This is a genomic window from Pandoraea sp. NPDC087047 (assembly GCF_044745225.1).
GTDB lineage: Bacteria > Pseudomonadota > Gammaproteobacteria > Burkholderiales > Burkholderiaceae > Pandoraea.
In genome coordinates, this window is the sequence record NZ_JBIUZU010000006.1 from 165,189 (window position 1) to 186,174 (window position 20,986).

Here is a 20,986-nt window from a genome sequence, read left to right on the forward strand (position 1 = left end):
GCGTCGCACGATCACGCGTCTCGTACCACCGACGCGGTAACGGTCAACCGGGAAAGATGCCGGATGCCAGGATGTCAGACGTGCCAAGCCTGCCAGACATACCGGAAAAACGCCGAATATGTCCCGGCTATGCCTCGGCTATATCCCAGAGATATCCCGAACAAATGCCCGTCACATGCATGGCATGTGACCGGCGAGTAACACGACCGCTACCGCATCATTATGCCGCGCGTTGCGGCAACGCACCACCGGTGACTCAAATTGACGGAATGGACCGAAAACAGGGCGAAAGCGGGTGGCGAGACACGAGTGCTCCCGGCAGCAGTTGCGTCTCGGGGCCGACGCCGAGGTTGGCGCTCGCCAACAACGCTGCCCCCGAGATGTCATCCGTGCTCGACGCGTCAGGCTGCCGTGAGCTTGAGCCCCACGAGCCCGGCCAGAATCAACGTGACGCTGGCGATACGTGCCGCGGACGCCGATTCGCCGAACAGCACGATCCCGAGCACGAACGCGCCAACGGCGCCAATGCCCGTCCAGATGGCGTACGCCGTGCCCAACGGCAACGTACGCACGGCGAGCGCCAGCAGCCAAACGCTCCCGATCATCGACACGATCGTGAAAACGGAGGGACCGAGACGGGAAAATCCTTGCGTGTACTTGAGACCGACGGCCCAAGCCACTTCGAGAAAACCGGCGAAAACCAGCAGAATCCAGGCCATGAGTGACTTCGAAGAAAAGCGGGGTCGTCCCCGGGGAGGTACGCGATCCGCACGCGCTTCATGCGCGAGCCATACACGGTTCAATACACGCACCATACGCGAGCCGCTTACCGGGTCGTCCCGGCAATGGGCTCCATCGAAGATCAACCGAATCACTGAATGGTCAAGCGCCGGTCTCCCCTGACGGAACGGCGCGATTTTAACAAAGTCAGGCTTGCCGGGCTTACCCGGTCACATCCACCTCGAGCCGGTACCCGACCCCGGTTTCCGTCAGGATGTGTTGCGGCTGGGCCGGATCGGCCTCCAGCTTCTGCCGCAAGTGCCCCATATAGATGCGCAGGTAGTGATTGCTCTCGACATGCGACGGCCCCCACACCTCCTTGAGTAACTGCCGGTGGGTGAGCACGCGTCCCGCATGGCGCACGAGTGTGACCAATAGCCGGTATTCGATCGGCGTGAGGTGGACGGGCTCGCCAGCTCGCGTCACCTTGCGGCGCGCCAGATCGATGTTGATGTCGCCGAACGAGAACGCTTCGTCAAGCGTCTCCGAGTTGCCGCCACGATGGTGGCGCCGCAACTGCGCCCGAATCCGCGCGAGCAGCTCCGACACCCCGAACGGCTTCGTCAGATAGTCGTCCGCCCCGACATCGAGTGCGACGACCTTCTCCGCCTCTTCATTACGTGCCGAAAGCACGATGATCGGCATATCGGTCCAGCTGCGCACTTCGCGAATGACCTCGACGCCATCGATATCCGGCAACCCCAGATCGACAATCAGTAAATCCGGCTTGCGCGTGGCCGCTTCGACCATGCCTTGCCGCCCGGCTTCTGCCTCGTGCACGATCATTCCTTCGGCTTCCAGCGACGTGCGCAGAAACCGCCGGATCTGGCGTTCGTCTTCAATCACGACGATGGTGACGGTCGGTTCACTCATATTGTTGTGTAGCGTTGGCGCCAGGAGATCGCGGGGACTGCCCGGCCTCGCCTGACAGATGCTTCGAGTCAGCCGAATCCGGCACGTCGGCGTCGCTCCCTTCGGCCCCTTCCGATCCTTCTGACTCTGCCCCTTCAGATCCGTCCGGAGCCACCGGGGGCGTCTCCACGGGCAAGGTGAAAGCGAAGCGCGCGCCGTGCCCGCCGGGCACATTGGTGGCATGGATTTTACCGCCATGCGCCTCAACAATGGCGCGGCAGATCGCCAGCCCGAGTCCAATGCCGGGTTTGGCAGACTCCTTTTCCCCGCGCATGAATTTCTCGAAGATGCGCCCCTCCATACCGGCAGGTAGACCGGGGCCGTCGTCGCTCACGCTCACTTCGACCTCGTCCCCCACCACGCGCGCAGCGATTTCAATGTGCGAGCCCGCGGGCGAATACTTCGCGGCGTTCTCCAGCAAATTCGTAAAAAGACGCTCCAGCAGCACCGCGTCGAAACGCAGCAATGGCAGGTCGGCGGGCAAGCGCGTCGTCACCTCGTGCCCGGCGAGCACGCGGCGGCAAGCGCGCAACGACGTGCCGACCACTTCCTCCAGCATCTGCCACTGGCGATTGAGTTGAACCCCACCCGCTTGCAGCTTTGCCATGTCGAGAAGATTGGTCACGAGGCCCGTCATGCGCTGCGCTTCTTCGTGGATGGCATCGACCAGTTCGGTCCGCAGCGGCCCCGGCGTTTGCGCATTGCGACTCAACATGCTGGCAAAGCCGACAATCGACGTGAGCGGTGTGCGCAGATCGTGCGAGATCGCCGACAGCAGCGAGTTACGCAGCCGCTCGGACTCCATGGTCACCAGCGCGTCCTGTGCGATTTCGACGTAATGCACACGTTCGAGCGCCAGCGCGATTTGTGCGGCGAACGTATCGAGCAGACGCTGCTGCTCCGGCGTGCCAAAGGCCCCACTGCCCTCCTCCGGGGCCACGACCAAGACACCGCGCGTGCGCATAGGTGCACGCAGAGGCAGGTAGTAGGCGTCCGAACCGGGCAAGGTATTCGTGCCCCGGCCCGCCGCTTGCTGACGGTCGTAGACCCATTGGGCGACGTCCGTGTCGATATGCGCGGGCATCGTTTCCTCCCGGGCGTTCTCCACCGGTTGCCGCACGCTGCTCTGGCTGTCGGGCAGCAGCAACGCCACGCGCGCTTGAAACACTTCGCGCACATGACGCGAGCCGATCTCCACGATCTGCGGTGTGGTGAGCGCCGCCGCCAGTTCGCGCGCCATGGCATACACGGCGCCGGTACGGCGTTCGCGCCACGTCGCCAAACGCGCCTGGAAGCGCAAGCTCGTCGTGAGATGGCTGATCACCAGCGCAACGGTCAGCATGACGGCGAACGTCAGCAAATACTGCGTATCGGACACCGACAACGACATCTTCGGCGGCACGAAGAAAAAGTCGAACGCTACCACCGAGAGGAACGACGCGAGTACGCCCGGCCCGCGTCCGAGCCGCATTGCCGCGACGATCACGCCGAGCAGGTACAGCATCGCGATGTTCGCAAGGTCGAGGAACGACGTGAGTTCTGCGGCGGCAAGCGAGACGGCCCCGCAAATGCCCACGGCCCACGCATACGCGCGCCACGGTCCGCCGACAAGTCCCAACTCGGGTACGGTTTCGAACCAGTCGCGCCAGTCGCCGCGCACCACGCGCTTGTCGGCCGCGAGGTCGCCGGCGGCCGGGCCGATCAGCACCACATCGACACCCCGCGCGAGGCGCAGGAGTTGCTCGTGCAGCGGCGTGCTGGCCGTCCACCAGCGGCGCGCGCCGCTCGCACCGACCACCAGCCTGGAGACGTTGCGCATTTGCGCATAGGCCAGCAGCGTCGTCGCGGCCTGCGCGCCATCGAGCGTGAGGGTTTCCGCCCCCAGTTCGTGCGCCAGTTTGAGCGTGGTATATACGCTCTCACGGCGCGCCGCCGATTGACGCAAAATCGCAGGCGTTTCCACATGCACGGCCAGCCAGTCGGCGCGCAGACTTGCCGCGAGCCGCGCCGCCGCCCGCACCAGCGCTACCCCTTCAGGCCCCGGGCCAATGGCGACGAGCAACCGTTCGCGCGCTTGCCAGACCTGACTGATCGACTGGTCGGCGCGGTACTCGCGCATCTGCGCATCTACACGATCGGCGGTGCGGCGCAGCGCCAGTTCGCGCAGCGCGATCAGGTTGCCCTTGCGGAAGAAGTTGCGCACTGCGCGTTCCGCCTGCGCCGCCATATAAACCTTGCCCTCGCGCATGCGTTCGAGCAATTCGTCGGGCGGCAGGTCGACCAGCTTCACTTCATCGGCGAGGTCGAATACGCGGTCGGGGATCGTCTCCCAGACACGAATGCCGGTAATCTGCCCGACCACGTCGTTGAGCCGCTCCAGATGCTGCACGTTGAGCGTGGTGTAGACATCGATGCCCGCGTCGAGCAATTCGTGCACGTCCTGCCAGCGCTTGAGATGGCGCTCACCGGCGACATTCGCGTGCGCCAGTTCGTCGACCAGTGCGACGGCCGGTTTGCGCGCGAGCATGCCGTCGAGATCGAATTCGCGTAGCACGCGCCCGCGATACTCGACCGATTTCTGCGGCAGCACTTCCAGTCCTTCGAGCATGCGCGCCGTTTCCTCGCGCCCGTGCGTCTCCAGCACACCGACGACCACGTCGGTGCCCTCGTCGCTGAGCTTGCGTGCGGCTTGCAACATCGCAAACGTCTTGCCCACACCGGCAGACGCGCCGAAGAAAATCTTCAGCCGGCCGCGCCGCTCGCGTGCTTCGTCGCGTTGCAGCTTGCCAAGCAATTCGTCGGGATCGGGGCGTTCCATGCCAGCCATCGGATCAGTCCACTATGAAGGCGCGAGCCACGCCGCCGGATGCGGCAAATGGGTGCGGCAACGACACATCACCGGTCATTCGGTGACGATGCAAAAAAACGCGGCACGCGCAGGGCGTGCCGCCAATCTACCGCAGGCTGCCGGGCAAAACCAGCGATTCTCCGGTTCGCCCCGCCAGCGGCTGCGCCTTTCAGACTGCGCCGTGCGCCAATTCGTCCAACGCCAGGTTGAGCTTCAGAACATTCACCCGGGGTTCTCCGAAAATTCCCCATTGACGCCCTTGCGTGTTGCGCGCCACCAGATCGCGCACCGCGTCAGGCGTCAGGCCACGCGCTTTGGCGACGCGCACGACCTGGTATTCGGCGGCAGCCGGGCTGATTTCCGGATCGAGACCACTGGCCGACGACGTCACCAGATCGGCCGGCACCGGCAATTGTGCGCTCGGGTCCGCCTCGCGAAGCGCGGCGATACGGGCCTTCACCTCGTCGGCCAGCGCCGAGTTGAGCGGGCCGAAGTTCGACCCCCCCGATGCCGTACCGTTATTCGGGTTCGACGCGGTGGCCGAGAGACGGCCCCAGAAGTACTTCGGTTCGTCGAAGTTCTGCCCGATCAGCGACGAGCCGACAGCACGGCCATTCTTGTAGATCAGGCTGCCGGCGGCTTCATGCGAGAACGCCGCCCGGCCGATGCCGGTCACGACCAGCGGATATATCACACCCGTGATGACCGAGAGCACGACGAACAGGCTGACCATCGGGCGCAAGAGGGTTTTCATGACGTCTATTCCTTAGAGTTTCAGCAATGTGGCCCGAACGTCCGGCCAGTCGGCCAGCGCGTCCGGTAGCCCCGCGTTTCAGGCCCAGCCCATCGCGGCGATGATCATGTCGATGACCTTGATACCGACGAACGGCACCAGAATCCCGCCCAGACCGTAAATCACGAGGTTGCGGCGCAGCAGCGTCGCGGCCCCGAGCGGGCGATACTTCACGCCCTTGAGCGCCAGCGGAATCAGCACCACGATGATCAGCGCGTTGAAGATCACCGCCGACAGAATGGCCGACGACGGGCTGGCCAGCCGCATCACATTGAGCGCATCGAGTTGCGGATACGTGGTGGCGAACGCGGCCGGAATGATGGCGAAGTACTTCGCCACGTCGTTCGCAATCGAGAACGTGGTGAGACTGCCGCGCGTCATCAGCATCTGCTTGCCGATCTCGACGATCTCGATCAACTTGGTCGGGTTCGAATCCAGGTCGACCATGTTGCCCGCTTCTTTCGCGGCCTGCGTACCCGAGTTCATCGCCACGGCCACGTCGGCCTGAGCGAGCGCCGGGGCGTCGTTCGTGCCGTCGCCCGTCATCGCCACCAGCTTGCCTTCGGCCTGATACTTGCGAATCGTCGCGAGCTTGGCTTCCGGCGTGGCTTCCGCGAGGAAGTCGTCCACACCGGCTTCCGCCGCAATCGCCGCCGCCGTCAGACGGTTATCGCCCGTGACCATCAGCGTGGTGATCCCCATCTGACGCAGTTCGGCGAAACGTTCCTTGATGCCGCCCTTGACCACGTCCTTGAGCTCGATCACGCCCAGTGCGCGCGTGCCGTTGGCGTCTTGCTCGGCCACCACCAGCGGCGTGCTGCCGCGGCGTGCAATCTCGTCGATCGCCGTCGCCAGCGCCACCGGCCACGCACCGCCCGCCGATTCTACATAACGCTTCACGGCATCGGCGGCGCCCTTGCGGATCTGCTTGTCGGCGAGGTCCACGCCGCTCATGCGCGTTTGCGCGGTGAACGGAATGAAGAGCGCATGCAGACCGCTCATTTCGCGCTCGCGCAGATTGAAACGCTGCTTGGCGAGCACCGCGATACTGCGGCCTTCCGGCGTTTCATCGGCCAGCGACGCGAGTTGCGCGGCATCGGCCAACGTACGCTCATCGACGCCCGGGGCGGGCACGAACTGCGACGCCTGACGATTACCCAGCGTGATCGTGCCGGTCTTGTCGAGGAGCAGCACGTCCACGTCGCCCGCCGCTTCCACCGCCCGGCCCGACGTGGCGATCACATTCGCCTGCATCATGCGGCTCATACCGGCAACACCGATGGCCGAGAGCAGGCCGCCGATCGTCGTCGGAATCAGACACACCAGCAGCGCGACGAGCACGGTGATCGTGACGGGGTTACCCGCATGCGTGACGAACACGCTGTAGATCGAGTACGGCAGCAGCGTCGCCGTGGCCAGCAGCAGCACCAGCGTGAGCGCGACGAGCAGAATCGTCAGCGCGATTTCGTTCGGCGTCTTCTGACGCTTCGCGCCTTCCACCATCGCGATCATGCGATCGAGGAATGCCTCGCCCGGGTTGACCGTCACCTTCATGACGATCCAGTCCGAGAGCACGCGCGTGCCGCCGGTCACGGCCGAGAAGTCGCCGCCCGACTCGCGGATCACCGGCGCGGATTCGCCCGTGATGGCCGATTCGTCGACCGAGGCCACGCCTTCCACGACTTCGCCGTCGGCCGGAATGACGTCTCCGGACTCGACCAGCACGAAGTCGCCGCGACGCAGACTGGCGCTATCGATCACCAGACACTCCGCGTCACGACGCGCCGCGCGCAACTGCTTGGCCGGCACGTTCTTTTTGGCCTGACGCAGCGACTCGGCTTGCGCCTTGCTGCGACCTTCGGCCAGCGCTTCGGCAAAGTTCGCGAACAAAACCGTGAACCACAGCCACAGCGTGATCGCGAGAATGAACGGCGCGCTCGCCTCGGCGTGGCCCGCCACGGCCATGCCGAACAGCACGGTCGTGAGCAGACTGCCGACGTACACCACGAACATCACCGGGTTTTTGGCCTGGGTGAGCGGGTGCAACTTGCGAAACGAGTCGACAATGGCCGGCTTCACGATGGCCGGGTCAAACATCGACTTTGCCGCCGATGTATGTCCCTCGGCCACCTGCCGGGTGACGGTATTTCCTGAGGTTTGATTCATGAGTGCCTCGAATGCCTCATTTCATTATTCAATGCGCACCGATCATCGCCAGATGTTCGGCGACCGGACCGAGTGCAAGCGCCGGCACATAGGTGAGCGCGCCCACCAGCAGCACCGTGCCGAGCAACAGCACGACAAACAGCGGACCATGCGTCGGCAACGTGCCCGACGTCGCAGCAATACGCTTCTTGCGAGCCAGCGCACCGGCAATCGCCAACACCGGCACCATCACCCAGAAGCGACCGAACCAGACGGCGATACCCAGCGTGGTGTTGTAGAACGGCGTGTTCGCCGACAACCCTGCGAATGCGCTGCCGTTGTTGTTCGCGGCCGAGCTGTACGCGTACAGAATTTCCGAGAAGCCGTGCGTCCCGGGGTTCGCCACGCCGGCCTGACCCGCAGCCACCAGCACCGCGAGTGCAGTACCGCAGAGCACCAGCAGCGGTGTCATCAGGACAGCGACGGCAACCATCTTCATCTCGTACGCTTCGATCTTCTTGCCCAAATATTCCGGCGTGCGGCCGATCATCAGCCCCGCAACGAACACCGCAAGCATGGCGAAGACGAGCATGCCGTACAGGCCCGAGCCCACCCCACCAAAGATCACTTCGCCCAACTGAATCAACAGCATCGGCACCATGCCGCCCAACGGCGTGAGCGAGTCGTGCATCGCATTGACTGCACCGCAGGACGCCGCCGTCGTCACCGTCGCGAAAATGCCTGAAGCGACGATACCGAAACGCGTTTCCTTGCCTTCCATGTTGCCGCCGGCCTGCGTGGCGCTCGCTTGCTGGTCGACGCCGAGCGTCGTCAGGATCGGGTTGCCTGCCTGTTCCGCAGACACCGTCGCGACCGTCGCGATCGAGAAAGCAATCGTCATCGCCGCGAGAATCGCCAGGCCCTGACGACGGTCACCGACCATGCGTCCGAACGTGTGGCACAGCGCCGCCGGGATCAGGAAGATCGCGAGGATCTGCAGGAAATCCGACAACGGTGTCGGGTTTTCGTACGGGTGCGCCGAGTTCGCGTTGAAGAAGCCGCCACCGTTGGTGCCGAGCATCTTGATCGCTTCCTGCGAAGCCACCGGGCCCATCGGCAGCGTTTGCGTCTGCGTCTGTGCGGGTGTCGTTACTGCCTTGCCGGCAGCGTCCATCTTCGGCTGACCGTCCGGGCCGAGGACCGGATTGTCGTAGTGCGTGACCTGAAGCGTCGTCACGTCCTTATAGGCGTCGAAGTTCTGGATGACACCCTGGCTCATGAACGCAGCGGCAAGCAGCACCGATACCGGGATCAGGATGTAGAGCGTGATACGGGTCATGTCGACCCAGAAGTTGCCGATGGTCTGCGCCGTATGACGCGCGAAACCGCGAATGAGCGCGATCACCACCGCGATACCCGTGGCCGCCGAGAAGAAGTTCTGTACGGCCAGACCGAGCATCTGCGTCAGATAGCTCATTGTCGATTCGCCGCTGTAGCCTTGCCAGTTCGTGTTCGTCACGAAGCTCACGGCGGTATTCATCGACGAATCCGGCGTGATATTGCCGAACGCTTGCGGGTTCAGCGGCAACCACACCTGCCAGCGTTGCAACGCGTACACGACGAAGGCGCCGAGCGCGTTGAAACCGATCAGGGCGAGCGCATAGGCGCGCCAGTGCATTTCCTGTTCGGGGTGGACACCGCACAGACGATAGAGGCCGCGTTCCAGCGGTGCGAACCACCGGTTCACGCGGGATTCACCGGCGAGCACGTCGGCCATGAAACGGCCGAACGGGCGCGCCAGCACCAGCAGCACGACGAGGAAAACGCCGAGCTGGATCCAGGCATTGAGTGTCATGCTAGGTCCTCCGGCTTGAACAGCGCGTAGACGAGATAAGCGAGCAGCGCGAGCGTAAGTCCGCCGCTCAGCCAATACATGGCTGTCATTGTTGCCCCCCTACCGACGCGCAAAACGCGACAAAGCCGACGGTCGCGGCAACGAACACCGCGATGACGCCGAGATATAACCAGTCCATGACAACTCCCTATCGTATGGCGGCTGGCACACCATGGACGCGACGCGCCCTTTGCATGCGCATGCCAGCCGTGCCTGAACGATACGTACGGGCACATAAAGACGGGGATAAAAGGGGTAAAGGGGGTGTAAACAACGTGTAAACGCGGGCCCCAAATGTGTAAACGAAGAAGCCCGCCGATATTGCTATCGGCGGGCTTCGAGCCTGTGGACAGGGGCTGAGGGTCTATCCCGTCACCCCGTGTCGAACATATGGGACGCGCGTCAGTCGGTCACTTTCGAACCCTTGTGCCAGACCTCGATCACTTCCTTACTCGGTTCGAGGTTCAGATTCACGTTACGCGGCGGAATCGGCTGCTGGAACCACTTGCGTTGAATGCGGCGGATCTCACCCGAGCTGAACACGTGAGCGAGCGTCGTATCCACGAAGCGCTTGAACTGCGGATCGTCGCGACGCAGCATCAACGCGTTGAGCTCCGTCTCCAGCGGGGCGCCGACGATCGCCAACGCCCCCGGATCACGTGCGTTCGCGCGAAAACCCGCGAGCAGCACATCGTCCAGTGCAAATGCCTTGGCGCGGCCGGTTTCGAGCGTAATCATCGATTCCCCGTGATCGCGGGCCGGAATCACGCGAAAGCCGATCTTGTCCGCCTGCATGCGGGCCAGACGCTCACCGGTCGAGCCGGCCGACGCCACCAGGTTCTGGCCTTTCAGGTCGTCCAGACCGTTGATGTTGTCCTTCTTGTTGACCAGAAGACGCACTTCCGAGACGTAATACGGATGGCTGAAGCCGACTTGTTCGGCACGTTCCGGGGTAATCGTGTTCGGGGCGCAATCCAGATCGACCGTACCGTTCTTCACCAGCGGAATCCGGTTCTGCGGCGTAATCGACATCTCGCGCACACGCAGATTCGGCATATTCAGCGCGGTCTTGACGGCGTCGACCACGGCGTAGCAGAGATCCATCGTATAGCCGACCGGCTTGCCCTTGTCGTTCACATAGGCAAACGGAATGGCGGCTTCGCGGTAGCCGAGGGTAATCAACCCCGTGTCATGAATCTTCTTGAGGGTACCGGTCAGCTCACCATTGACGGTGGGCAGCGCGACGACGGCGTCTGCCTTGGCCGGTGCGGCAATGGCGCTCGATACACCGGCCTGGGCGGCAAACCACAGCGAGAGACCGAGCGCGACGCGCTTGGCGGCGATTTTCCAGCTCACTTCCTTGAAACCGTTCACAGCAAATTCCTATCGGATTAACAGCATGATAGGAATCTACAGACATGGGGAGATCAGTGCAAAGAAACGTTAGTCATTAGCTTATGCACCAACGGCAGGCGCGACATCGGTTTGGAAGGCGTTCGGGCATCCTTCTCGTTGCGATACCGCGCCCCGTTTTCCCAGAGCGCCTGCACTTCGGGCGACGGTTTGAGGTTCAGATTGTGTCCATGAGGCGGCAACGGGGTCTGAAACCACTCCCGCTGGAGTTTTGCCATATCGCCGTTGCGGAACATCTCGGCAAGCACGGCATCGACGCGCGCCTTGAACGCCCGGTCGTCCTTGGGCAAGACCAATGCGTAGTACTCGGGATGTTTGGAAAGCGGTGCGCCGACGATGTCGAACGCGGCCGGTGTCTTGCTGGTGGCGCGCAGGCCTTCGAGCAGCACGTCGTCGAGTGCGAGCGCCTGTGCGCGGCGCTCTTGCAGCATCCGGAACGCATCGTCGTAATCGCGCGCCATCAGAAGCTGGAAACCCACGCGGGCGTGTTGCTCCCGCACGAGCCGCTCGGCAGTCGTCCCCTGCACGACAGCGAGCCGCAGCCCGCGCATATGCTCGATCGAATCGATGCCGCTCCCGCGACGCACCATCAGCCTGACGTTCGCCGTGTAATACGGCAGGCTGAACGCCACCTGACGCTTGCGTGCCGCGGTCACCGTAGACGGAGCACAATCGATATCGATCGCGTCTCCCTCGATCAGCGGCCCGCGCATTTGCTCGATCACCCGTACCGGCGTGCTGCGCAACTGGGGCATCGCCATTTCACGTTGCAACTGGGGCACGATGCGCTGGCATAACGCCCATGCCAGCCCCATCGGTTGGTCCTCGGCGTTGACATACGAGAACGGGACGGCCGTCTGTCGATAGCCCAGAAGAATGCGGCCGCGATCGCGAATGCGGGCCATCGTGGGGGTGTCGCCGGAAGCCGGCGCTTGTGCGACGGTGCCGTCACCGGAGGCTGGCGGCGACACCGGCACTGGCGCAGCTATCACGCCCAGACGCGGCATGCCGGGCATCGGCGGCTCGCCCGCGAGTGCCGCGTGCGCGGCGACGACCATCACACCGAAAGGGAGAAACCGAAGCCACCGACGAAAGGACGCGAACAGGAGAGTCATGGTCGACCCGAAGCCAAGGAGGAAAATGCCCACACCTTAGCAATGGCTCGCCCGCGACCGCCGGGGGGAATACGTGTTTTCAGACTAATCCCACGCAGACAATAGGCCCGTGCCCATGCCCTTGCTTCAGCGCGTCTGCGTCAACAGCGTCTGCAACAGTTGCTCGTCGTCCTCGAGCGTGGGCGCGGTGTTGTCGAAGCGCAGGAGATTGGGGAATGCCGCTGCGGGCGGCAGGAAGCGCCGCAAACGGTACTCGTCCCAATGCGCCAGTTTGTAGGCGTCGTTGGGGTTGCCACGGCTCATGATGCGTTCCTTTGCATGCCCCTCGCCCAGATCCACCCAGACGACATGCACGCCCACATCGTCGTCGACCCCCAGCCACGCCCGGTCAAACAGCAGCCCCTCGCGCAACTCGCGCGAGAGCGGCCCGACCACCAGCACGTTCACGCCCAGGCGCAGATTCTCTCGCGCCGTCTCCAGCAACCCGGCGTACTCCGGCTCGCGCAGCGTCTGCAAATACAGCGGGCTATCGCGGTCGTTCGGATTGCCCGTGAGCGCCCCCATGACCGACGCGCTGTAGTCCCCGTAAAGCGTGTCCTTGTCAAGCAGACAAAACGCTTCGCCGCTGCGCGCGATCAGCGTACGGATCAGACGCTTCGCCAGCGTCGTCTTCCCCGCCCCGGCGTGCCCACAGAAAAAGATCAGACGTGTCATGACGCCGCCTTGCGCTCGAACATTACGAAGTGCTTGCGCACCGGCTCCACCACCTCGAATACGCCCTCGAAGCCCGCCGGAATCACGCACGCGTCGCCCGGCCCGAACTCCGATGCGTTCCCCTCAAGATCGCTGATGCGAATGCGTCCCTCGATCACCGAGAAGTATTCCTGACGATGCGCACCGAAGGCGATGCGCCATGCACCGGGCTCGCAGGTCCATTCGCCGCAATCGAACTCGCCGAGCGCATCGGTGTAGAACGGACGCGTCATGCGTTGCGGATTGCCGCTCACGCGGCGAGCCTGCGCCGGGTGATCGAAGATGGCCTCACCCGCCTGAGCGGGGGCAAACGTAATAAGAGAAGGAGCAGTCATCGGCGTTCGGAAAAGTGGAGAAAAGATGCGTCGCTCAATTCAGCGCCGCGCTCAGCTTGCGTCGCCATGCGGCCACCGTGGCCGGATCGGTTTCGGAGAGCGCGTCGAAGATCGCGAGCATCGATTTGCGCCCGGCGTCGTCGCCAAACGAACGGTCGCGCTGCACGATATCCAGCAATGTCTGCAACGCCGGCTCGTAAGCGCGATCGGCCAGATAGCGGTTGGCGAGGTCCAGTCGCACCTGCAAATTGGTGGGGTCCGCGTCCACGCGCGCAAGCAACTCCTGCGCGGGGGGCAGATGGCTCGCCTGCTCGGCGGCGGCGATACGCGTGTTCAGCGCCGCAATGCGGGCGTCGCCGCTGGCGGCCGTGCGCGGCGAGAGCAACGTCAGTTCCGTGCGGGCAGCGTCGACCTCCCCCATCCCGAGCAGTACGTCCACCAGATCGAGACGCACGTCGTCATGCGCGGGGTCCAGCGCCAGCGCGGCCTGCAAGGCGTCGCGGGCGAGCGCCGGCTGCCCGTCCGCGAGCGCCTTGCGTGCCACGCTGCGCGCCATTTCCGCCGGGTTCGGTACGACGCGGTCGATGAACGCGCGCAACTGCCCTTCCGGCAGCGCGCCCACGAACTGATCGACCGGCTCGCCGTCGACGAACGCGACGACCGTGGGCAGACTGCGCACGCCGTACTCGGCGCAAAGTTGCGCGTTCTCGTCGGCATTGATCTTCACGAGACGAATGCGCCCCTGCGCTTCGGCCTCCAGCTTCTCGAGCATCGGTCCGAGCGTGTTGCAGGGGCCGCACCACGGCGCCCAGAAGTCGGCCAGCACGGGCACCTGATGCGAGACGGCCAGCACGTCGGTGTCGAAGCTGGCGAGATTGGTATCGATCATAGGTCCTATCGAGCGTGGTAAATTGCGTGAATAGCGGCCGTCGCGCATGCAAATCGGCCGTCAGCTTGAAGCATGGTAATCGCAAAACTGGGCAAATCGGTACGGACGCGCTTCGGCGCCTCGGGTTCCCGGCTCGGCCGCGCGTCTGGCCTGATGCCCCGGCAGTCCCACCACAGACAGGGAGGCACATGCACGCGGGCCAGGGCACGGCGATTTTCTTCACGCAACTCCTCTTGCTGGTGCTCGTCGGCCGCCTGCTCGGCGAGGTGATGCAGCGCCTGCGCCAACCCGCGGTCATGGGACAGTTGCTGGCCGGCGTGCTGCTCGGCCCGTCCATCTTCGGCGCGCTCCTGCCCGCCTGGCAACACGCCGTCTTCCCCGATAACGAAGCCCAGAAGAAGATGCTCGACGCCGTCTCCGAGCTGGGCGTGCTGCTGCTTCTGCTCTCCACCGGGCTGGAGACCGATCTGGGCCTCGTGCGCCGGATGAAGCGCATGGCGATCTTCGCGTCCGCAGGCGGCATGCTGATCCCGTTCGCGTTCGGCTTCGCCCTCGGCTGGCATCTGCCCGACAACCTCCTCCCGCACCCCGAAGCACGGCTCGTCACCGCCCTCTTCCTCGGCACGGCGCTGTCGATTTCCTCAGTGAAAGTCGTGGCGATGGTCATTCGCGAAGTCGACTACCTGCGACGCAATATCGGCCAGATCATCCTCGCCGCCGCCATTCTCGACGACACCACCGGCTGGATCATCATCGCCGCCATTGCGGGGCTGGGTGCGAGCGGCTCGATCGATATCGGCCAATTGTCGTTCAGCCTCGGCGGCACGCTGCTCTTCATCGTGCTGTGTTTCACCGTCGGCAAGCGCGCCGTGGCCGTTGCCATTCGCTGGACGAACGACCGTCTCACCATCGAGATGCCCGTGCTCAGCGCCATTCTCGTCATCACCTTCGTGCTGGCGCTCGCGACCGACAAGCTGGGTGTGCACACAGCACTCGGCGCGTTCATGGCGGGTGTGATGATCGGGCAATCGCCCATTCTCTCCGAGCAGATCGAAGCCCAACTGCGCGGGCTGATCGTCGCGCTCTTTGCGCCGGTGTTCTTCGGCGTGGCGGGGCTGTCCGTGGATCTGACCATTCTGCTCGACTGGCGCATGCTCGGCCTGGTAGTCGGACTGATTCTGATCGCGAGCCTCGGCAAGTTCACGGGATGCTTCATCGGCGGACGCCTGGGTGGCATGTCCTCGGCCGAAGCCCTCGCGCTGGCGACCGGCATGAACGCACGCGGCTCGACCGAGATCATCGTCGCGAGCATTGGCCTGTCGCTCGGCGTGCTCAGCCAGGACCTGTTCACGATGATCGTCATCATGGCGCTCATCACCACGCTCATCATGCCGCCCGTATTGCGGCGCGCGCTGGTGCGCATTCCGCTCTCCGAGCAGGAGAAAGCGCGGCTGGAGAAAGAAGCCGCCGAGGAGAAGGATTTCCTGCCGAACGTCGAGCGCATTCTGGCTGCGGTCGACGGCAGCGCCAACGGACGCTTCGCCGCATGGATCGCCGGGCTGACGGCGGGCGTGCGCGGCACGCTGACGACCGTGCTGGCGCCGTCGCCCGCCGAAACGGATGGCGGCAAAGTCGCGCGCGAGGTCAGCAACGATGACGAGGCCACGCCGACGTCGTCGGCCAAAGGCCGCGCGAAAGCGTCCGGGGCCACCGACGAAGACAAGGCCGACGATGACGAAAGCGCCGGATGCGATGCCTACGACATCGCGCTCGCCGCTGCCACGCGAGCGGTCGCGCGGGCACCGGGCACGCCGGGAGTCAAGGAGGACAAGCCGTCCGACCGAGGACGCGAGGCCGCCCGTCTCGTGCTGCGCGAGCGCACCGGCAAGCCGCCGCAGAAAACGCCGGAACTGCCGCACGGGCCTATCAAGGAGGGCAAGAACGACAAGGCCCCGGCCACGGACGAATCGGGCAACGACGTCCCCAGACACGAACCCGTTGGCGAAGCGCACGACGACAAGCGGGTGAGCGAGGCCTCGCAGGAAGGCGAATTCGGCGCCGACGATCCCTCGGATACCGCTCGTGCACAAGCAGCGGCTCAGCCGGACAGCAGCGACGAAGCCACGCGCATCTCGGACGAAATTGCCAAGGGGTATGGCTTCGTGATCGCCGGATTCGACGCCCCGGGCGAAGAGTCGGACTCCGACGTTCCGCCGCTGCCGTTGCCTACCGGCGTGTTGCCGCTCACCAAAGCGTTCGACGGGGCCATCGCCATCGTGCTCGCGCATGGCGACCACATCCGCAAGCCCGACGCGCCCCTGAATATCCTCGTGCCGGTCTCGGGCACCGACTACTCGCGTCACGCCGCCGAGCTGGCGATCACGCTCGCACGCGCGGCGAACGCGCCCGTTACGGCGCTGCACGTCTCGGCGCGTGTCGCGCCCGGCATGCTGCACCGCCGCTGGCGTCCTCGCGTGCTGCGTCCGGACGCCGCCGAAGCCGCCATGATGGAGAACCTGCAAGCTCTGGCCGAGCGCAACGGCGTAGCACTTCGTACGCGGCTGCTCGCAGGCGGCAAGGTCGACGACGCCGTGCTGCATCAGATCCATCACGGCAAACACAATCTGCTCGTGCTCGGCGTACAGCCGCGCTTCGGCGACCGGCTCAATTTCGGCGCCATCTCGCATCGGCTGCTCGAAGACCGCCGGTGCTCGGTGATCGTGCTGAGTGCGTGAGTGCTTGAGTGCGTTAGCGACTGAGTGACTGAGTGCGTAAGTGCGTGAGCGCACACTGGGGCACAGACCTCAATGAAAAACGCTTGCTGCCGACGCCTTCGGCAACAGGCGTTTGCGTGCGATCAGTACGACGGTTGTACAACCGTCACGAGCCTGAATGCCGCTCAACTCGCCGACGGTTTGCGCTCAGGCAACGGAATCCACTCCGTCTCGCCGGGGACTTTGCCCATCTGTTGCGCGGTCCAGGCCGCTTTGGCCTGCTCGATGCGCTCACGGCTCGACGACACGAAGTTCCAGAAGATGAAGCGCTCGCCGTCGAGCGGTGCGCCGCCGAGCAACATCAGCCGCGCGGGTTCGTCACCGGCCACGATGCGCACGTCCGCACCCGGTGCGAGCACCCCCATGCGCTGCGCCGGCAACACCTCGTCGTTCACCGTCACCTCACCCTGAACGGTGTAGATCGCGCGCTCCTGATACGCCGGCGGCAACACGAACGCCGCGCACGGCGCCATCTCGACCGCCAGATAGAAAATCGGCGAGAACACCTTCACCGGGGCCGTCTCCCCGAACGCCTCGCCCAGAATCAGCCGCATGTGAACGCCCGGCAGGAAAATGTCCGGTAACGACGCAGCCTCATGATGCGCAAACGACGGCGCCGTTTCCTCGTCGGCCTGCGGCAGCGCGACCCACGTCTGAATCCCGTGCACATCGCCGCCGCGCTCACGCACGTCGGGCGGGGTGCGCTCCGAATGCACGATGCCGCGTCCAGCCGTCATCCAGTTCACCGCCCCGGGTGTAATGCGTTGATCGCTGCCCAGACTGTCGCGGTGCAGGATCTCGCCGTCGAACAGATAGGTGACGGTGGCCAGGCCGATATGCGGGTGCGGACGCACGTCCATGCCCTGCCCCGGCGCCAGCGTGGCCGGGCCCATGTGGTCGAAGAAGATAAACGGCCCCACCGTCCTGAACGGCAGACTCGGCAGGCTGCGCTGCACGGTGAAGGCGCCGATATCGCTCAAATGCGGCTTGAGCACGGCAAGGAAAGGACTCTTGGAATCGGTCATGGCGCTCGTTCTCCTGCGTTCATGTGGGGCTGCTGCCCGATTGTAGAGGACATTGCGGGCAGGCCTCCATCACACCGGGTCGAGGTCGCCCCGTCGCCATCAAAACGTGGCGGCGCGCGTGCGCGGGCAGCATCGCTCCTATAATGCAGGAATTGTGCAACGCTTTTGGCACGCGCGCTGCGCGGGCATCGACTTATGAACAAGGCCTTCGTCAAGGAAGACAACGGCGACGACGATGACGATCTCGACGCCGGCGCCCCGGAGATTCCCGCGGGCACCAAGAACTACATCACGCCCACCGGCTATCGTCGCCTGAAGGACGAACTGCTCGATCTGATCGACAATCAGCGTCCCGAAGTGGTGAAGATCGTGTCGTGGGCGGCGTCTAACGGCGACCGCTCGGAGAACGGCGATTACATCTACGGCAAGCGGCGTTTGCGCGAAATCGACCGGCGAATTCGCTTTCTGACGCGGCGTCTGGACAACGCCGAGGTTGTGGACACGCGTCGTCAGGAAAACGTCGATCAGGTGTTTTTCGGCGCAGAAGTGACGTATGCCGACGGCAAGGGCGACGAGCATACGATCATGATCGTCGGCATCGACGAGGTCGATCTCGAGCGCGGGCATGTGAGCTGGATTTCGCCCATCGCGCGCGCGATCACCAAATCGAAGGTCGGCGACACCGTGCCCTTGCGCACCCCGGCGGGGCTCGATCAGATCGAGATTCTTCACGTGCGCTATCCGCCGTCGGAGTGACGAAGATACGCGAGTTCGTTAGCGCCTCAACGAAAAACGCCTCCCAAGGGAGGCGCTTTCCATTTCAGCAGGCGTCGTATCAGTAGTTGCCGCGTTCGCGTGCAATGCGCATGGCGTGATTGGCGTGGATTTCTTCCTGATGCCGTTCGCTCGGGCGCTCGCGCGCCACGCGCATCACATCCGGATTCACGCGGATACGGCGCATCACGTTGGCCAGATGCACACGGTCGCTCACCTGAATGAGGAAACGCAGCGTCGCCGATTCGTCCGGCACCACTTCGTCCATGCCGATGTGCACGATATTGGCGTCCGACGCGGTGATATCGGCCGCCACGCGCGAGAACACGCCACGGTTGTGATGCACCAGCACCTTGATGCCGACGTCGAACAGACGCCCCGGCTGCGGCGCCCATGCCACGTCGATCCAGCGGGTCGGGTCCTTGCGATGGATACGGCGCGCGACCGGGCAATCCGTTGTGTGAATCGCCATGCCCAGCCCGATGCCGATGTAGCCCATGATGGCGTCGCCGGGAATCGGGCGGCAGCACGCCGAGAATTGCACCGACATGCCTTCCGTGCCGGTGATAAGCACCGGCGGGCCGACATTCTCGTCGCCAGTACGCGGCGAATCGGGATCGTCCGGGCTGTCGTCGCTCTCGCCTTCCTTGCCCGACAGGAGCACCGCCAGGCGCTTGGCCATGACTGCCGCCACGCGACGTCCCAGGCCGATATCCGCGAAGATGTCCTGACGATCCTTGTTGCCCGTCCACTGCGCGAGCTTGTCCCAGATTTCCGGCGAAATCTCGCTCATCGTCAGGCCATAGCCCTTGAGCGCCTGCTCGACGAGACGCTCGCCAAGCTGCACCGACTCGGCAAAACGCATCGTCTTGAGGTAATGACGAATGGCCGAGCGGGCCTTGCCCGTGCGCACGAAGCCGAGCCACACGGGGTTCGGCTTCGAATACGGTGCGGTGATGACTTCCACGATGTCGCCGTTCTTCAGCTCCGTGCGAAGCGGCAGCAACTCGTTATTGATCTTGACGGCCACGCACTGGTTGCCCAGATCGCTGTGGACCGCGTAGGCGAAGTCGAGCGCCGTGGCGCCGCGCGGCAGCGCCATGATGCGCGCCTTGGGCGTGAAGACGTAGACCGCATCGGGGAACAGGTCGATCTTGACGTGTTCGAGGAATTCCGTCGAATCGCCGGTCTCGCTCTGAATGTCGAGCAGCGACTGGAGCCATTGATGCGCGTGCTTCTGCACGTCGTTCATGTCCGCGCCGCCGTTCTTGTACAGCCAGTGCGCGGCCACGCCCGCTTCTGCAATCTCATGCATGCGGCGCGTGCGGATCTGGAATTCGATGGGCGTACCGAACGGGCCGACGAGCGTCGTGTGCAACGACTGATAGCCGTTGACCTTCGGGATCGCGATGTAGTCCTTGAACTTGCCCGGCACCGGCTTGTAGAGCGCGTGCAGCACGCCGAGGGCCAGGTAGCACTGCGCGTTCGACTCGACGACCACACGGAAGCCGTACACGTCGAGCACCTGCGAGAACGATAGCTGCTTCTCCTGCATCTTCGTGTAGATGCTGAAGAGCGTTTTCTCGCGGCCGAAGACGTCGGCACTCACCTCGCCGTCTTTCAGCGCTTTCTCGACGGCGTCGAGAATCTTGCCCACCACCTCGCGCCGGTTGCCGCGTGCGGCCTTCACGGCCTTGTCGAGCACAGCGTAGCGACGCGGATGGTAATTCGCGAAGCTCATATCCTGAAGTTCGCGATAGGTATTGTTCAGACCGAGACGGTGCGCGATGGGCGCATAGATGTCGAGCGTCTCGCGCGCCACACGGCGCTGCTTTTCCGTCGACGTCACGCCGAGGGTGCGCATATTGTGCAGCCGGTCCGCGAGCTTGACGAGAATGACGCGAACGTCGCGCGCCATCGCCAGCAGCATCTTGCGGAAGCTTTCGGCTTGCGCTTCTTCGCGGCTGCGAAACTCCATCTTGTCGAGTTTCGACAGACCGTCGACCAGTTCCGCGACCTTCGGCCCGAATCGCTCGGCGAGTTCGGCTTTGGTCACGCCCTGGTCTTCCATCACGTCGTGCAACAAGGCGGCCATGATCGACTGCACATCGAGCTTCCACTCGGCACAGATCTCGGCTACGGCGACGGGATGGGTGATGTAAGGCTGTCCGCTCTGGCGATATTGGCCCAGGTGGGCTTCATCGCTGAACTGGAAGGCTTCCTTGATTTGCGCGAGGTCGCTCTCCTTGAGGTATTCCCCAAGCATGCCCTTGAGACGGGCAATCGAGACGACCTCATGCTTGCGTGGCTGCTCAGGTGTAGCCGTCGGACCGAAGAGATGCCGGTACGACTGCTCTAGCAGCGCGTCAATGTACTGTCGCGTGGCGCTCTCGCCCTTTTTCTTCTTGCGCTCGGGCTTGGGCTCCCCCGCTTTGGGTTCATCCGCAGCGATGGACGCGGCCGGTGATTTCGCATGACTCATACGTGTACCTGCATCGTCGAGCGGCCCGGAACGTCACATCGCATCAGTGCAGTC

Annotated in this window: 16 protein-coding genes; 2 read left to right on the plus strand and 14 right to left on the minus strand. The window is 64.1% G+C overall.

All coding sequences use genetic code 11. The features are described 5' to 3' along the window. Positions 1 to 401: 401 nt before the first annotated feature. The 12 genes from sugE to trxA all read right to left on the minus strand — a co-directional run bounded on the left by sugE (position 402) and on the right by trxA (position 13,874). Positions 402 to 719: a quaternary ammonium compound efflux SMR transporter SugE gene (gene sugE, locus ACIPHM_RS13295; protein WP_400328528.1), complete on the minus strand. Its 318-nt coding sequence runs from the start codon at positions 717 to 719 to the stop codon at positions 402 to 404. Between the two features lie 223 nt (positions 720 to 942). After that, positions 943 to 1,653 (minus strand): two-component system response regulator KdpE, encoded by a 711-nt coding sequence (kdpE, locus tag ACIPHM_RS13300; protein ID WP_400328531.1) that lies wholly within the window; start codon positions 1,651 to 1,653, stop codon positions 943 to 945. After that, positions 1,646 to 4,510 carry a DUF4118 domain-containing protein gene (locus tag ACIPHM_RS13305; RefSeq protein ID WP_400329079.1) on the minus strand — a complete coding sequence of 955 codons (2,865 nt, stop codon included), beginning with the start codon at positions 4,508 to 4,510 and terminating at the stop codon, positions 1,646 to 1,648. Before ACIPHM_RS13305 ends, kdpE begins: the two co-directional genes overlap by 8 nt. 199 nt (positions 4,511 to 4,709) lie before the next feature. Further along, complete coding sequence (gene kdpC, locus ACIPHM_RS13310; RefSeq protein WP_400328534.1) at positions 4,710 to 5,294, minus strand: potassium-transporting ATPase subunit KdpC; 585 nt, start codon at positions 5,292 to 5,294, stop codon at positions 4,710 to 4,712. A gap of 78 nt (positions 5,295 to 5,372) precedes the next feature. Continuing rightward, the gene (gene kdpB, locus ACIPHM_RS13315; protein ID WP_400328537.1) at positions 5,373 to 7,499 is read right to left on the minus strand and encodes a potassium-transporting ATPase subunit KdpB; all 2,127 of its coding nucleotides are present in this window, start codon (positions 7,497 to 7,499) and stop codon (positions 5,373 to 5,375) included. A gap of 28 nt (positions 7,500 to 7,527) precedes the next feature. Further along, on the minus strand, positions 7,528 to 9,333 hold the full coding sequence (gene kdpA / locus ACIPHM_RS13320; protein ID WP_400328540.1) for a potassium-transporting ATPase subunit KdpA: 1,806 nt from the start codon (positions 9,331 to 9,333) through the stop codon (positions 7,528 to 7,530). Next, on the minus strand, positions 9,330 to 9,422 hold the full coding sequence (gene kdpF / locus ACIPHM_RS13325; RefSeq protein WP_063389843.1) for a K(+)-transporting ATPase subunit F: 93 nt from the start codon (positions 9,420 to 9,422) through the stop codon (positions 9,330 to 9,332). Before kdpF ends, kdpA begins: the two co-directional genes overlap by 4 nt. A 352-nt stretch (positions 9,423 to 9,774) precedes the next feature. Further along, positions 9,775 to 10,746 (minus strand): amino acid ABC transporter substrate-binding protein, encoded by a 972-nt coding sequence (locus ACIPHM_RS13330; RefSeq protein WP_400328545.1) that lies wholly within the window; start codon positions 10,744 to 10,746, stop codon positions 9,775 to 9,777. A gap of 53 nt (positions 10,747 to 10,799) precedes the next feature. Then, positions 10,800 to 11,900, minus strand: a complete 1,101-nt coding sequence (locus ACIPHM_RS13335; RefSeq protein WP_400328548.1) for an amino acid ABC transporter substrate-binding protein — start codon at positions 11,898 to 11,900, stop codon at positions 10,800 to 10,802. Positions 11,901 to 12,026: 126 nt separating this feature from the next. After that, on the minus strand, positions 12,027 to 12,614 hold the full coding sequence (locus ACIPHM_RS13340) for an AAA family ATPase (RefSeq protein WP_400328551.1): 588 nt from the start codon (positions 12,612 to 12,614) through the stop codon (positions 12,027 to 12,029). Continuing rightward, the gene (locus tag ACIPHM_RS13345; RefSeq protein WP_400328554.1) at positions 12,611 to 12,988 is read right to left on the minus strand and encodes a cupin domain-containing protein; all 378 of its coding nucleotides are present in this window, start codon (positions 12,986 to 12,988) and stop codon (positions 12,611 to 12,613) included. Before ACIPHM_RS13345 ends, ACIPHM_RS13340 begins: the two co-directional genes overlap by 4 nt. 34 nt (positions 12,989 to 13,022) lie before the next feature. After that, on the minus strand, positions 13,023 to 13,874 hold the full coding sequence (gene trxA / locus ACIPHM_RS13350) for a thioredoxin (RefSeq protein ID WP_400329082.1): 852 nt from the start codon (positions 13,872 to 13,874) through the stop codon (positions 13,023 to 13,025). A 191-nt stretch (positions 13,875 to 14,065) separates the two neighbouring features. Between trxA and ACIPHM_RS13355 the strand changes: the two genes are divergently transcribed. Next, entirely contained in the window at positions 14,066 to 16,612 is a 2,547-nt protein-coding gene (locus ACIPHM_RS13355) for a cation:proton antiporter (protein ID WP_400328557.1), read from the plus strand. Positions 16,613 to 16,776: 164 nt separating this feature from the next. Here the strand turns inward: ACIPHM_RS13355 and ACIPHM_RS13360 are convergent, their stop codons facing one another. Next, positions 16,777 to 17,676 (minus strand): pirin family protein, encoded by a 900-nt coding sequence (locus ACIPHM_RS13360; RefSeq protein ID WP_400328560.1) that lies wholly within the window; start codon positions 17,674 to 17,676, stop codon positions 16,777 to 16,779. 195 nt (positions 17,677 to 17,871) lie between these two features. Between ACIPHM_RS13360 and greB the strand changes: the two genes are divergently transcribed. After that, a complete protein-coding gene (greB, locus tag ACIPHM_RS13365; protein ID WP_400328563.1) occupies positions 17,872 to 18,432 on the plus strand; it encodes a transcription elongation factor GreB in 561 nt (186 codons plus the stop codon). Positions 18,433 to 18,511: 79 nt separating this feature from the next. Here the strand turns inward: greB and ACIPHM_RS13370 are convergent, their stop codons facing one another. Then, a complete protein-coding gene (locus ACIPHM_RS13370; protein WP_400328565.1) occupies positions 18,512 to 20,932 on the minus strand; it encodes a RelA/SpoT family protein in 2,421 nt (806 codons plus the stop codon). Between the last annotated feature and the right edge of the window lie 54 nt (positions 20,933 to 20,986).